The sequence below is a fragment of the Amphritea sp. GJ51-11 genome (assembly GCF_055808735.1).
In genome coordinates this window covers 3,997,186-4,011,490 of record NZ_CM147881.1, presented here as the reverse complement: position 1 = coordinate 4,011,490, position 14,305 = coordinate 3,997,186, and the positions used below count along the sequence as shown (strand labels likewise).

Below are 14,305 nucleotides of genomic sequence, written 5' to 3'. Positions count from 1 at the left end.
CCGGTGACGGAGCGCAGGGCTCCGTCACCTTGGGGTGGATTACAGAATATAGTGACTTAGATCTTCGTCCTGGCTCAGTTCGGCGAGATACTGATCAACAAACTCACGGTTGACGTTAATGGTGCTGCCAGCGTTATCGGACGCGGTGAAAGAGATCTCCTCAAGTAGGCGTTCCATCATGGTGTGCAGACGGCGGGCACCGATATTTTCGGTTTTCTCATTCACCTGATACGCCAGTTCAGCGATCCGATCGATACCATCTTGAGTATATTCAACCGTGACCCCTTCGGTGGCCAACAGCGCGCGATATTGCTCTGTGAGCGATGCATTAGGCTCGGTCAGGATGCGACGGAAATCATCCGGCGTGAGCGCTTGCAGCTCGACCCGAATAGGTAGTCGTCCCTGTAGCTCGGGGATAAGGTCGGAAGGTTTAGACAGATGGAAGGCGCCAGACGCAATAAACAGAATATGGTCGGTTTTGATGGTGCCATATTTGGTGGTGACGTTACTGCCTTCGATGAGAGGTAGTAGATCCCGTTGTACACCTTCGCGAGACACATCGGCACCGGTGCCTTCCCGTTTACAGACTTTATCAATCTCATCGAGGAAGACGATACCGTTCTGCTCAACGGCGTCGATTGCCATCTGTTTTAGGTCGTCATCGTTAACCATTTTGGCGGCTTCTTCATCGATAACCTGTTTCAGCGCATCTTTAACCTTAATTCGCTTGCTCTTGGTTTTGTTGTTCCCCATGTTAGAGAACATGCTTTGCAGTTGGCTAGTCATCTCTTCCATGCCAGGAGGGGCCATGATTTCGACGCCAACCGGCGCTTGGCTTAGATCGATATCGATCTCTTTGTCATCAAGCTTGCCTTCCCGTAGCTGTTTACGCAGCAATTGGCGGGTGGCGCTATCGGGTTTCTGCTCGGGTTGTTCGTCAAAACCGGTCGGGCGAGCGGGTGGCAGCAGAGCATCGAGAATGCGCTCTTCGGCGGAGTCTTCGGCACGGAATTTAACCTTGTCCATCTCCTGCTCGCGCAGCATTTTGATCGCCATATCGATCAGATCACGGATGATGGTTTCAACATCACGGCCAACATAGCCAACTTCAGTAAACTTGGTCGCTTCAACCTTAATAAAAGGCGCATTGGCCAGCTTCGCCAGACGTCGCGCAATTTCGGTTTTACCCACGCCGGTAGGGCCGATCATCAGAATATTTTTGGGTGAGACTTCGGCACGCAGCTCGGGCTCTAGCTGCATGCGACGCCAGCGGTTACGTAGGGCGATAGCGACAGAGCGTTTAGCGTCAGATTGACCCACAATGTGGCGGTCTAGCTCGGAAACAATTTCACGGGGTGTCATATTGGACATCGTAGTTCTCTCAGGCTCAGGCTGCGGTGGATTGCAGCTGCTCAATCGTTAGATTGGCGTTGGTGAATACACAGATTTCGGAAGCGATCTGGAGGCTTTTTTCGACAATATCTCTGGCGTTGAGGTCGGTATTAGCGACGAGGGCACGGGCTGCGGAGAGGGCATAGTTGCCACCGGAACCGATCGCGATAACCCCATCTTCGGGTTCAATAATATCGCCACTGCCGGAAATTAGGTAGGTTTTGTCTTTGTTAGCCACAAGCATCAGTGCTTCAAGCTTGCGCAATACCCGATCGCCGCGCCATTCCCTCGCCAGGCTGACCACTGCATTGAAAATATTGCCCTGATGTTTTTCCAGTTGCTGCTCAAACAGATCGAGTAGTGTTATGGCATCGGCGGTACTGCCGGCAAAACCGGTAATCACATCGTGCTTTGCCAGGCGGCGAACTTTGCGGGCGGTGCCTTTCATTACGGTGTTGCCGAGGGATACCTGGCCGTCACCGCCAACAACGACCTGGTCGTCGCGACGTACAGAAACAATTGTGGTCATGGGTGCGTTTTCCCGAATAGGTGTACTCAATTTGCAATGAGTATAGATATGGGAGCGCTGGACGTTATTTCAAGGTTATGAATAACCGATGACAAAAGGTTTTAGTCGATTTGCCGCACAAGAGGCTGAATATTCATCCGGACTAAGCGGTCTTCGGCTTTACTCAGCATCGAGCGGTTTTCAAACGGCCCTGCAAGTACTTGATACCAAATACTGCCGTTGCTGTTGGTGACGCGCTTGGTACGAACATTGGGCAAGCCTTCGAGAATAAGACGAGCACGGAGTTGTTCGGCATCTTTGTTGCTTTGGAATGAGCCAGCTTGAAGCACATAGGTATGCTTCGACTTGGCACTTTTAGGGGTCGATTTATAGGGTTCGACATTAGCCGTATCGACTTCGCTTTCTGGGAGGATTTCATAGAAATCGAACCGTTCGGATTGCTCTTCGACGGGGACTGCCGGTGTTGTGCTGGCTTTATTGCTAGTTTTGTTTTCGGTTTTACTCTTCGCCGGTGCGGGCTTGGGTTTGGCTACCGTTTTAGCGGCTGGTTTTTCGGCAGTCTTTGCGGGAAGTTTAACCGGTGTTGAGGTGCTGCTCTTAGCGGGGGCGATTGCACCGTTATCGGGTTTAACGGAGGTTAATTGCCACAGCACATAAACAAAGCCGACAAGAAAGGCGAGGCTGATAACGGTTCGCACCAAAGGGAATGGTTTTTTGACGGGCGCACTCTTACTTTTAGCATTACTGCGAGTGGTTCGGCTGGCTGCCGAACCACTGTTGCGTTTTTTTGCGAAGTCTTTGCGCGCCATGAGTCTGCCTTCTTACATCTGATCCGGCGCGGTAACGCCGAGCAGGTCTAGACCGTTGGCCAGTACATGGCGAATCGCCACCGCTAGCGTCAGACGTGCGTTACGGAGATCGGCATCGTCAACGAGGGTCTTCTCAGAGTTGTAATAGGTATGGAAATCGCTGGCCAGTTCATATAGGTAGGTGGCGATCAGATGAGGTTCACGAACATCCGCTGCGCGCTTAATGACTTCTGGGTAACGACCTAGTTTGATCGCCAGACGTTTTTCTGATTCCAGTTCCAGTCGATCCAATACTTGCAGGCCAGTGGCTTCATCCCATTGCTGTTTGTTTTCCGCCAGTTTGCGGAAGATTGAGCAGACACGGGCATGGGCGTACTGAATGTAGTAAACCGGGTTGTCGGCGGATTCCGAACGGGCCAGATCGATATCAAAATTTAGATGGCTATCGGACTTGCGGGCAGCGAGGAAGAAGCGGGTCGCATCTCGGCCAACCTCTTCAATCAGGTCGCGCAGCGTCAGATAGCTACCAGCCCGTTTAGATATTTTCACCTCTTCGCCGCCGCGCATAACGGTCGCCATCTGATGCAAGACATAATCGGGCCAGCCTTTAGGAATGCCGGCATTAAGAGCCTGCAAACCAGCGCGGACGCGGGTGATGGTGCTGTGATGGTCGGCACCCTGTTCATTGATCACGGTGTCGAAGCCCCGTTGCCACTTGTTCATATGGTAAGCGACATCGGGTACAAAGTAGGTGTAACCGCCATCGGTTTTACGCATAACCCGATCTTTATCATCACCAAAGTCGGTGGTACGCAACCAAAGAGCGCCACCTTCTTCATAGGTGAAACCGTTTTTAATGAGGGTCTGTACGGTTTCTTCTACTTTGCCTTCGTTATACAGCGAGGACTCTAAGAAGTAGACATCGAAATCAACGCCAAAGGCTTTCAGATCGAGATCCTGTTCGTGGCGCAGGTAAGCGACAGCAAAGTGACGAATGCCTTCGAGATCATCGGCATCTTTCGTGCCGGTGAAGCTTTGGTCGGCTGACTCAACGGTATCGCCGCGCATAAAACTGTCGGCTAGTTCGGTAATGTAATCACCGCGGTAACCATTTTCAGGCCAGCTAGGGTCTTCCGGTGTCAGGCCTTTACAGCGTGCTTGCACAGAAAGAGCGAGATTGTTGATCTGCTGGCCGGCATCGTTGTAATAAAATTCGCGGGTAACATCCCAGCCCGTGGCTTCCATTAGGCGGCTCAGGCAGTCGCCGACCGCTGCTCCACGTCCGTGGCCGATATGCAGCGGTCCGGTTGGATTGGCGGAAACAAACTCAATCTGCACTTTTTTACCCGCGCCATCGTTATTGCGGCCGTAGTGGCTGTTTTGTTGCAGAATGGTTTTGATCAGATTGCCGGTGGAGGCGTCACTGACAAAGAAGTTAATAAAACCGGGGCCGGCGATCTCTGTTTTTTCCACATTCTCAGAGTCTGGCAGTGCTGCACATATCTTTTGGGATAGTTCACGAGGATTGCTTCGGGCTGCTTTAGCCAGTGTGAGCGCAATGTTTGAGGCGAAATCTCCGTGAGACTTGTCGCGGGTGTTTTCCACCATGATTTTAGGCTGAGTGTCGGCTGGCAGTGTGCCATCTTCAATCAGCGAGGTCAGGGCAGTACTAATCAGGTCCGCAATGTGTTGTTTCATGCTCAAAAGATACCGGGTTATATTCTGGAGTCAGATACAAAGGCGCAGGCTGAAAAGGTCGTATTAAAAACCGACTCAGGGCTTATTACGCCCGAACTGCGCAGTTGTCTGTAAAAAAGACCGCGTATTATCCCTTTTCAGCTGCCTTTTGTTAACCCCCGGCGGGTTTATTTGTGGCTAAAACATATCCACCGGGTCAACATCGATTGACCAGCGTACTTTGCGTGCCTCTGGATCACTATCGACTTGGCAAATAATATTGTGCAGTTGTTGGTGCAGGGCTTTGCGGTCGTGGCTTTGTAAGACTAGCTGAGCGCGGTATTGGCCGGCGCGTTTCTCCATCGGTGAGGGGAGTGGGCCAAGCCAATGAATACCTTGGGGTTGGAGGATGTCATCCGCTAATAACTGGCGCAGCCTACCGAGAAAACGTTCAGCCTGACCTTGGTGGTTAGCTTCGGCCCGGAACATGGCGCAATAGATCGAGGGTGGTAGTTGTGCTGAGACCCGTTGGCTGAGTTCCTGTTCGGCAAAGGCCTGATAGCCTTCGGTGACTAGGCTGGTAATGATGGGGTGGTCGGCATGGTGTGTTTGCATCACGACTTTACCAGGGTGGTCGGCCCGTCCGGCCCGCCCAGCGACCTGTAGAATGAGTTGGGCAGTACGTTCCATACCGCGAAAGTCAGCACTGAATAAACCGCTATCGGCATTCAGAATAGCCACTAGGGTGACTTTCGGGAAATGATGCCCTTTGGCGAGCATCTGGGTGCCGATGAGAATGCAGGGATGACCTTGATGCACCCGGTCCATAATATGTTGCATTGCATTTTTGCGCTGGGTGGTATCTCGGTCAACTCGGATGACGGGAAAATCCGGAAATAGCGCCTGCAATAACTCTTCGGTACGCTCGGTGCCGGCCCCGACCGGTTTAAGATCGGTGCTGCCGCAGCTATCGCAAACGGTGGGTACGGGCCGCTGGCTGTCACAGTGGTGACAGTGTAGATGGAAAGGTTTGCGGTGCAACGTCATATGCGCATCGCACCGGCGGCAGTCGGCTAGCCAACCACAGTCATGACACATCAGGGTGGGGGCGAAGCCTCGGCGATTCAGGAATATCAGCACCTGAGTCCCTTGCTGTAGATGAGCTTTAATCTGTTGGATAAGCGGCTGAGATAGACCGTCCTGTAGCGGAAGTTGGCGAATATCCAAGAGTTCAAATTTTGGCGGCAGCGCATCACCAGCGCGTTTGTTCAGCTTTAACCACTGATAGCGGCCCTGTTTGGCGTTGTAGAGGCTTTCTATTGCCGGCGTTGCTGTGCCGAGTACTACCGGAATCTGTTCGAAGTGGCCGCGCATAACGGCCAGATCTCTGGCGTTGTAACGAAACCCCTCCTGCTGTTTAAAGGAGGTGTCATGCTCTTCATCAATAAAGATAACGCCCGGGTTGCGCAACGGGGTGAAAATCGCCGAGCGGGTGCCGATGATAATCCGAGCGACACCCTCTCTGGCCTGTAACCAAGCATCGAGTCGCTGATTGTCGGTGAGATTGGAGTGCAACACCACTACCGGTAGATTAAACCGAGCCTTGAAACGTGCCACAGTCTGCGGCGTTAGACCAATTTCGGGCACTAGAATCAAGGCCTGTTTACCCTGACGAATGTAGTGCTCGATCGCCTGTAGATAGACTTCGGTTTTACCGGAGCCTGTGACGCCCTGTAATAAATAAGTTTTAAAGCCAGCGGTGGCGGTAATCTGTTGAACCGCCTGCTGCTGTTCTGTATTAAGCGTCAGTGGGGCTTCATGCAGTGGCTGATCATTATGTTCGGTATGATTCGGCTTGTGGATAAAGGATTCGGCTAGGCATTTATCGACGAGCTTTTTTAAGAGGCCGGTTTGGCCTCCTTCGGCGCGAATGGCGCCCTCGCTGATTCCGTTGGGGTGTTCCATTAGAAGCAGCAGCAGTTCTCGTTGGCGTGCCGCGGTTTTACCTAGTTGAGATATATCGGCCTCGGCCGTGGCGCGCCACAGGTGCTGGTGGGTATATTCGCAGGGCTCACCTTTGCGCAGTAAAACCGGCAATGCCTGACTGAGGGCATCGCCGAGGGGGTGTTGATAATAGTTGCCGGCCCAGCGTGCCAGTTTCAACACCGCTTCGGGCATCGGTGGCGTGTCATCGAGAATGGCGATGGCGGGCTTTAGCTTATTGAGTGGCACCTCGGTGGTTTCGCTGACCTCAATGAGCACACCAGTGACTTCTCGGCGACCAAAGGGAACCTTAACCCGTACGCCGGGCTGCAGTGCGGCTGTATCACAGTCTTGCGGCGGCAGGTAATCGAATAGCCGACGCAGCGGTGAGGGTATGGCTAGTCGCAGGTAAGGCATAAAAAGGGAGGCTCGTTTCAAGGTAAGATGGCACAGTGTATGTCTTTTTGTTTTCGCTGTTAACCAGTGCCTTTGTTAACTGAAGGTAAATGCTTGCTGGGCTAGAAAGCTGTATGTATAATGCTCGCCCTTAATCCTATAAGGCTTAACTTCATAGTAAAAGCCTGCATGCGGTGCCTGGCAAAAGATCAGGTGGCGGCATACAAAACAACTGAGGTTCCAATGAAAAAAGATATCCATCCAGAATACGTAGAGATCAGCGCAAGCTGTTCTTGTGGTAACGTTGTTAAAACACGTTCAACTATCTGCAAAGACATTCATATCGATGTTTGCAGCCAGTGCCACCCGTTCTATACCGGTAAGCAGAAAGATGCGACTACCGGTGGTCGTGTTGACCGCTTCAACAAGCGCTTCGGTGGCCGTGGTCTTAAGAAGTAAGCAGTACTTTGTGATTGAAAAAGGCATCCTTTGGGATGCCTTTTTTGTTTCTGGTCAATTTAGACTGATTTTTATTAAACTAAAGAATAACTGGCTAAATTCTCTGTTTTTACCAACTCTCCCTTATATAAAATCTGTTTACTCCCTCGAAAGTAGTAGAAAAGTCACTGAATATCGATAAATTTTCAGAGATATGAGCTATTTTGTCAGTTGAGAGACAGGGATCTTTTCTATATGATCCCAAGTCCGAATTTCTATAACATAAGTTGGAACCGCGACCATGTCTGAAGATATGAAACAAGCTGCACTCGATTATCACGAGTTCCCTCGCCCAGGTAAGATCAGTGTAGAACTGACTACTGCTGCTGAGTCTGCCCGTGATCTAGCCCTGGCTTATAGCCCTGGTGTTGCTGAGCCTGTGCGCGCTATTGCAGAGAACCCTGATAACGCATACCGCTATACAGCTAAAGGTAACCTGGTAGCTGTCATTACTAACGGTACTGCGATTTTGGGTCTTGGCGATCTGGGACCTCTGGCATCCAAGCCGGTTATGGAAGGCAAATCGCTGCTGTTCAAGCGCTTTGCTGGAATCGATTCTGTTGACATTGAAGTCGATTCTGAGAGTCCTCAGGCGTTGATTGATACGGTTGCGCGCATTGCTGATACCTTTGGTGGTATCAACCTGGAAGATATTAAAGCGCCAGAATGCTTTGAAGTTGAACGTGCGCTGATCGAACGTTGCAGTATCCCTGTTTTCCATGACGATCAGCACGGTACTGCTATCGTAACCGCTGCCGGCATGATCAATGCGCTGGAAATTGCCGGTAAGAAACTGGAAGAAGCACAAATTGTTTGTCTGGGTGCCGGTGCAGCTGCGAATGCTTGTATGACGCTGCTGGTTAACATGGGTGCTAAGGTCGAAAACATCTACATGATCGACCGTACTGGTGTGATTCACTCTGGTCGTGAAAACCTGACACCGCAAAAAGCGGCGTTCGCGTCTGAAACAGATAAGCGTACGCTGGATGATGCTATTGACGGTGCGGACGTGTTTGTTGGTCTGTCGGGCCCTAATCTGCTGAGCGCTGAACAGCTGGCTAAGATGGCACCAACACCTGTTGTGTTTGCTTGTGCTAACCCTGATCCAGAAATCACACCTGAACTGGCTCACTCTGTCCGTGATGACGTTATTATGGCGACAGGTCGTTCCGATTACCCTAACCAAGTTAACAACGTATTGGGCTTCCCGTTCATCTTCCGTGGCGCGCTAGATGTTCGTGCTTCTGCTATCAATGAAGAGATGAAAGCCGCAGCGGTTCGCGCTTTGGCCGGGCTGACTAAAGAGCCTGTTCCACAGGAAGTGCTGGATGCGTACGAGCTAGACTCTCTGGAATTTGGTCCTCAGTACATTATTCCTAAGCCAACTGATGCTCGCCTGCTGGGTGTTGTCTCTGAAGCGGTTGCACAGGCTGCAATTGACTCAGGTGTTGCACGTCTGCCGTTGCCTGCTCATTACCCGCTGACAACTGTTGATGCGCTGCTTAATCGTTAATCGATTGTGGTTATAAAAAAACCGGCTGATGCCGGTTTTTTTGTGCCTGTTATTTCGACCAGCCGTTTTAGAAGATATCTTCCGTGCGCGTTGTGCCTGAAGTATTGGGCATTAATGGGTTTCTAGCGGTTTCTGTTGGTACGCTGGCTGCGGGGAATATCTCGAAGATGGCGTTTTCTTGGCCGGGATAGGCAAGCAGGCTTGTTTTCGGATCGATCCGAATGCTCACTAGGCCGTCAGGCTGCGGAATTGGCAGATCGGGAATATCTTCCAATGCGGTTTCCATAAAGTCTATCCAGATCGGCAGGGCGGCGGTGCCACCAAATTCACTTCGTCCTAGGGTGGTGGGTTGGTCAAAGCCTACCCATGCAGAAGCGACAACCTCTTTATTGAAGCCTGAGAACCAAGCGTCTTTCTGATCGTTAGTTGTGCCGGTTTTGCCGGCGAGGTCTGAGCGTTCCAATACGCGTGCTCGGCGACCTGTACCGCGGGTGATAACGTCCTGCATGATGTTATAGATCATGTAGGCGGTTTGCGGTTTCATAATGCGATTGGCGACCGGAAGGTTGGTTATTTGCTGTCCGGTAAGCGGCGTAACGGGGGCTAACTCGGTGAGGTTTTGCTCTTCAGTGTCTGTTTCTTTCGCTGATATTTCTTCTTGAGTGCTGGGTAATGTCGAGTTGGTAAGTGTTTGCTTACTGATCATTCGGAAGTCTGACGGGATGCTTGAGTCATTGGCAACATAGGTACAGTCAACACACACAGTCGTAGGTTGTGCCTGATAGAGCACATTGCCCTCGGTATCCTCTATTCTATCAATAAAGTAAGGCGTGATCTTGAAGCCTTGATTGGCGAGGCCTGCATAGCCAGTAACCAGCTCTAGTGGCGTTACATCGGCGCTACCGAGAGAGAGTGATAGGTTGTTCGGTAAGCGGTCTTTATCGAAGCCGAAGCGGGTTAGGAATTCCGTTGCTGTATCGATGCCAATGGATCTGAGAATACGAATAGAGACTAGGTTCCTTGATTTATACAGTGCTTCTCTTAGGCGAGTGGGGCCATAAAATTTCTTGCTATAGTTTTGTGGTCGCCAGTTTGATTCGAGGTTGCTGTCGTGGAATACCACTGGAGCATCGTTGATCAAGGTTGCCGGTGTATAACCTTGCTCGAGAGCGGAGGCGTAAATAAATGGTTTTAGGTTGGACCCCGGCTGACGTTTTGCTTGAATTGCGCGGTTGAACTTGTTGTGGTTGAAGTTAAATCCACCGACCAGTGCTCGTAATGCGCCGTCCTTAGGGGATAAAGCAGTAAAGGCACCCTCTACCCGTGGGACCTGTGTTAGGCGCCAGTCGCTCTCGCCGTCTGCTCGTACTCTGATCAAGTCGCCAGGAGCTAAGATATCAGAGGCTAATTTAGGTTTGCGGCCTAAGCGGTTCGGCCCTTTGTATTCTCGTGCCCATTGCATACCATCCCAGGTGAGTGTTGCCGGACCGTGATCTTTAACGAAGACCTCGGCTTGTTGCTCATCTGTGCTAATAACGATGGCCGGCTGTAACGAGCCGAAGGTGCGTTGCTTATTCAAGGTTGCGATTATATTAGCTTCGGTGAGCTGTTTTACTGCAGCTGCTTTTTCGGCACCAAAATAACCATGTCTTTCGGTATAGGCTAATAAGCCGTTTTCAACGGCGAGGTTTGCGGCTGCCTGCATTTTGCTGTTAAGAGTGGTGTAAACCCGGAATCCGTTGGTATATAAACTCTCATCGAAATATTGATATAACTCATTGCGAACCATTTCTGCAACAAACGGAGCATACAGTTCAATCTGTGTACCGTGATATTCTGCCGTTACTGGTTCGTTTTTAGCTGTGTTGTACTCTTCATCGTTGATAAAGCTCAGGCTGTGCATCCGTTTAAGGATCCAATTGCGGCGTTCAGTTGCGCGGCTCGGGTTGGTGATGGGGTTGTATGCGGAGGGCGCCTTAGGTAAGCCTGCAATCATGGCAACTTGAGCTAAACTAAGTTCATCGATGTTTTTGCCATAATAGATATTGGCCGCCGCTTGGATACCGTAAGAGCGATGGCCGAGGTAGATTTTGTTGATATAGAGTTCGAATATTTCCTCTTTTGTGAGTTCTTGTTCGATCTGCAAGGAGAGTAGTATCTCATTGAATTTACGAACGAAAGATCGTTCACGGGTGAGGAAGTAGTTTTTAGCCACCTGCATGGTGATAGTGCTGCCGCCGCTTTGGATGCGACCGGTGCTGGCTAACTGGAATACGGCGCGAAAAAGACCTTTAATGTCTATGCCGATATGGTTGAAGAAGTTTCGATCTTCGGCTGCAAGAAGGGCATTAACATAGTTTTGAGGAATTTGATCAAAACTAATAGGTGAACGACGCTTCTCGCCAAACTCTGAAATTAGTTTGTTATCTTCAGAGTATATTCTTAGCGGGGTTTGTAGCTGAACGTCGCGAAGCGTTTCGACATCAGGAAGCTTAGGTGCGTAGTAATAATACGCGGCAGCCAGTGCTAGGCAGCCGATAAAAGCACCTAGTAGGAATAGTTTTAAGCCGAGCTTGAGAATCGATGTCAATAGTTTCATGTATAAGTTATTTAAAGTTAATTTTTTTGTTGCCGAGTTATTATATCTGTAAGAAAGTGTCGTCCACTAGTGAAACAGTGGTTTAATTTTTAATGAAACCGCGCTAGAGTCAGTATAAGGTCGGTTTATGCGGGATTTTTTAAGGATAATTTACTGTGCTTAGCTTTCTTAGCAAACAGGAAAAAGGATGGGTCGGCATAGATATCGGCTCCTCATCAATAAAAATGGTGGCGCTTTCGAAGCGAGGACGAGGGTTACGTCTCGACTCCTATGCAATTGTGCCTTTACCTTCATCCGCTGTGATTGAAAGCAGTATTCAGGATGTTGCTCAGGTATCCGATGCGGTAGAGGCAGGTTTGAAAATTTGCGGCGGTGGGCTTTCGACCTGCGTTGCAGCAGTTCCCTCTTCAGCGGTTATTACCAAAACGATTCAGTTGAGCAATGCTTTTACTGATTACGAGCTCGAAGAGCAGGTTAAGCTAGAAGCGGATCGCTTTATTCCCTACCCCTTGAATGAAATTGCTTTGGACTTTGAAGTGCTTGGTCCAGCAGAGGGGAGCCCCGAACTCAATGATATTCTTCTTGTTGCCTGTCGACGTGATGATGTTGAAATGCGCGAAGATGCGATCAATAGCAGTGGTTTGAAATGTGAAGTGGTGGATGTTGACCGCTTTGCCACTGAACGAGTGGTTCCGCTGCTAGAGAAAGGTGATCATGAAGGTCGTTTAGTTGGGTTGGTTGATATTGGCGCATCAACTCTAACGCTGAATGTGTTTAAAAACGGCAGAGTCGTTTATGACCGTGAACAGGCCTTTGGTGGGAATGATCTGAGTAACCTTATTCATCAGCAGTCGGGTTTGGAGGCGGGCGAGGTTGAACATCTGCTACGCAGCGGTGAGCTGTCAGATGAACTAAAGGAGAGTGTCGTGTTGCCGTTTCGGAGTACGGTTTCGCAACAGGTTTCCCGCTCATTACAGTTCTTCTACTCTTCAGGTCCCCACAACGAATTAAGTAAGCTCTATATCTTGGGCGGTACGGCTGCCATTGATGGTTTGGCCGAGCAGATGCAAGCTGAAGTCGGGGTTGAGGTTGAGGTTGCTAATCCATTTACAGAAATGGATTTGGATTCGAAAATAAATGCAGGTCGGCTGAAACAGGATGCTCCTACCCTGGTAAAAGCTTGTGGCCTTGCGTTACGAAGTTTTGAAGGGTAGCGACTATGGCAAAGATTAACTTAAGGGCCTGGCGCGAAGAACTGGCTGCTGAGAGGCAAAAACAGTTTGTTGTGAATTTGGTCGCTGCTGCATTTTTTGCTGCTGTTGTGGTGTTTCTTATCGGTTTTTATATCGATATGCAAACCGACCGACAGAAAGCACGTAATAACTTTTTGCGTCAGGAAATTAGCCAGCTCGATAAACAGTTAGCCGATATTAAAGCCCTCAAACAACAACGCGCGCGTTTGATCGATCGTTTGAATGCTATTCAGGAGTTGCAGGGAACACGACCTCTGATTGTGCGTAGCTTTGATGAAATGGTCCGTGTGCTGCCTGATGGCGTGCATTACCTCTCTCTGAGACGCAGTGGCGATACCATTAATTTGGCGGGACTCGCGGAGAAAAGTGATGACGTGTCAAGTCTCATGCGACATATTTATGCCAGCATCTGGTTTGGCGAACCTAACCTTTCCACCGTTGCCAATGATGGCCGTATGAAAAAATTCAACTTGAGTGTTCCTGTGTTGAAGCCCTCGCTGGAAGAGGTGAACTGATTATGTCTATGGATGCACTGAAAAACAGTTTCAAAGGGTTTGATGCGGATAACCTCGATGTCAGTACTGCGGGTAGCTGGCCTAGCGGCGTTAAATTCATCGCCTATCTTTTAGTGTTCTCTTTAGTGGTGGGAGCAGGATATTACTTCTACATTACTGATAAAGAGAAAGGCCTTGGGCGGGAAGTGAGCCAAGAGTCAGGACTGAAACAACAGGTGTCGATAAAAACGACTCAGGTTGCCAGCCTTGATCAGCTTCGAGAGCAGATGGCAGATGTGCAGGGGCGGTTTGCTGAACTATTGAAACAGCTGCCAACGGAAAAAGAAGTACCCGGCTTGCTGGAAGATATTACTGAAATTGGTCGCTCTAGTGGTTTGGAAATTCAATCTATTTCACTGGGTGGCGAGAAGCGCAATGAAATCTTTATTGAGTTGCCGATCAATATCAAAGTGAGTGGTACTTACCACCAGATGGGGCAGTTTGTTAGTGGCGTCGCCGCAATTCCGCGGATTGTGACACTGCATGACTACAGTATAAATCCTGCTGGTGGCCAGTTGGATATGACAATTAGTGCAAAGACTTATCGCTATGATGATACCAAGTAAAGTTTTGCGTTTTCTGATTCTTGTTCCCTTTCTTCTCGGCGGTTGCGTCTGGATTGAGGATGTCAGCGATCTGCGTAGTTTCGTCGCGCAGGAGAAACAGAAGAAAGTTCAAAAAGTGGAGCCGCTGCCTGAATTTAAGGCCTATCATAGTTTCGTCTATGAAGGTGCCAGTATGCGCAGTCCATTCAAACCATTAGTTTCTATCATAACAGTCGATACCGAAGAGGGTGTTGCTGACGACGGCAATAGCGGTATTAAGCCGGATATTGACCGAGAAAGATCTTACCTTGAAACATTTTCGCTGGATAATCTTGCCATGGTTGGCAGCATCAATATGAGCGCAAACGGTTCTCGCTGGGCGCTAATCAAGGACAAGAAGGGAGAAGTACACCGGGTATCCGTCGGTGATTATATGGGGCTGGATTATGGCAAGGTAATTGCCGTTAACAGCGATAATGTTGAGCTTATTGAGATTGTTACAAACGGCCGGGGTGGTTGGATGCGACGTCCCCGTAGCGTGGTGATGGATTGATGAC

12 protein-coding genes are annotated in these 14,305 nt (G+C 49.8%); 6 read left to right on the top strand and 6 right to left on the bottom strand.

Annotated elements, in window-relative coordinates:
- Positions 1-39: 39 nt before the first annotated feature.
- The 5 genes from hslU to AC0L4K_RS18070 all read right to left on the bottom strand — a co-directional run bounded on the left by hslU (position 40) and on the right by AC0L4K_RS18070 (position 6,807).
- The gene (hslU, locus tag AC0L4K_RS18090; protein WP_417226488.1) at positions 40-1,371 is read right to left on the bottom strand and encodes an ATP-dependent protease ATPase subunit HslU; all 1,332 of its coding nucleotides are present in this window, start codon (positions 1,369-1,371) and stop codon (positions 40-42) included.
- Positions 1,372-1,387: 16 nt separating this feature from the next.
- The gene (hslV, locus tag AC0L4K_RS18085) at positions 1,388-1,921 is read right to left on the bottom strand and encodes an ATP-dependent protease subunit HslV (RefSeq protein WP_417226490.1); all 534 of its coding nucleotides are present in this window, start codon (positions 1,919-1,921) and stop codon (positions 1,388-1,390) included.
- Between the two features lie 101 nt (positions 1,922-2,022).
- Entirely contained in the window at positions 2,023-2,730 is a 708-nt protein-coding gene (locus AC0L4K_RS18080) for an SPOR domain-containing protein (RefSeq protein WP_473267449.1), read from the bottom strand.
- Positions 2,731-2,742: 12 nt separating this feature from the next.
- Complete coding sequence (gene argS, locus AC0L4K_RS18075) at positions 2,743-4,428, bottom strand: arginine--tRNA ligase (protein ID WP_417226493.1); 1,686 nt, start codon at positions 4,426-4,428, stop codon at positions 2,743-2,745.
- A 177-nt stretch (positions 4,429-4,605) separates the two neighbouring features.
- Positions 4,606-6,807 (bottom strand): primosomal protein N', encoded by a 2,202-nt coding sequence (locus AC0L4K_RS18070; protein ID WP_473267448.1) that lies wholly within the window; start codon positions 6,805-6,807, stop codon positions 4,606-4,608.
- A gap of 222 nt (positions 6,808-7,029) precedes the next feature.
- Between AC0L4K_RS18070 and rpmE the strand changes: the two genes are divergently transcribed.
- Positions 7,030-7,245 carry a 50S ribosomal protein L31 gene (rpmE, locus tag AC0L4K_RS18065; protein WP_417226497.1) on the top strand — a complete coding sequence of 72 codons (216 nt, stop codon included), beginning with the start codon at positions 7,030-7,032 and terminating at the stop codon, positions 7,243-7,245.
- Between the two features lie 280 nt (positions 7,246-7,525).
- Positions 7,526-8,797, top strand: coding sequence for a malic enzyme-like NAD(P)-binding protein (locus AC0L4K_RS18060; RefSeq protein ID WP_417226498.1), 1,272 nt, complete (start codon positions 7,526-7,528; stop codon positions 8,795-8,797).
- A gap of 67 nt (positions 8,798-8,864) precedes the next feature.
- Here the strand turns inward: AC0L4K_RS18060 and AC0L4K_RS18055 are convergent, their stop codons facing one another.
- A complete protein-coding gene (locus tag AC0L4K_RS18055; RefSeq protein ID WP_473267447.1) occupies positions 8,865-11,396 on the bottom strand; it encodes a penicillin-binding protein 1A in 2,532 nt (843 codons plus the stop codon).
- Between the two features lie 155 nt (positions 11,397-11,551).
- Between AC0L4K_RS18055 and pilM the strand changes: the two genes are divergently transcribed.
- Genes pilM through AC0L4K_RS18035 form a run of 4 tightly spaced genes read left to right on the top strand, consistent with a single transcriptional unit; the run spans position 11,552 to position 14,301 of the window.
- On the top strand, positions 11,552-12,610 hold the full coding sequence (pilM, locus tag AC0L4K_RS18050; protein ID WP_417226502.1) for a type IV pilus assembly protein PilM: 1,059 nt from the start codon (positions 11,552-11,554) through the stop codon (positions 12,608-12,610).
- 5 nt (positions 12,611-12,615) lie between these two features.
- Positions 12,616-13,164 carry a PilN domain-containing protein gene (locus AC0L4K_RS18045; RefSeq protein ID WP_417226504.1) on the top strand — a complete coding sequence of 183 codons (549 nt, stop codon included), beginning with the start codon at positions 12,616-12,618 and terminating at the stop codon, positions 13,162-13,164.
- Positions 13,165-13,166: 2 nt separating this feature from the next.
- Positions 13,167-13,769 (top strand): type IV pilus inner membrane component PilO, encoded by a 603-nt coding sequence (locus tag AC0L4K_RS18040; protein WP_417226506.1) that lies wholly within the window; start codon positions 13,167-13,169, stop codon positions 13,767-13,769.
- Entirely contained in the window at positions 13,753-14,301 is a 549-nt protein-coding gene (locus AC0L4K_RS18035) for a pilus assembly protein PilP (RefSeq protein WP_417226508.1), read from the top strand. The genes AC0L4K_RS18040 and AC0L4K_RS18035 overlap by 17 nt, the downstream gene beginning before the upstream one ends.
- Positions 14,302-14,305: the final 4 nt, after the last annotated feature.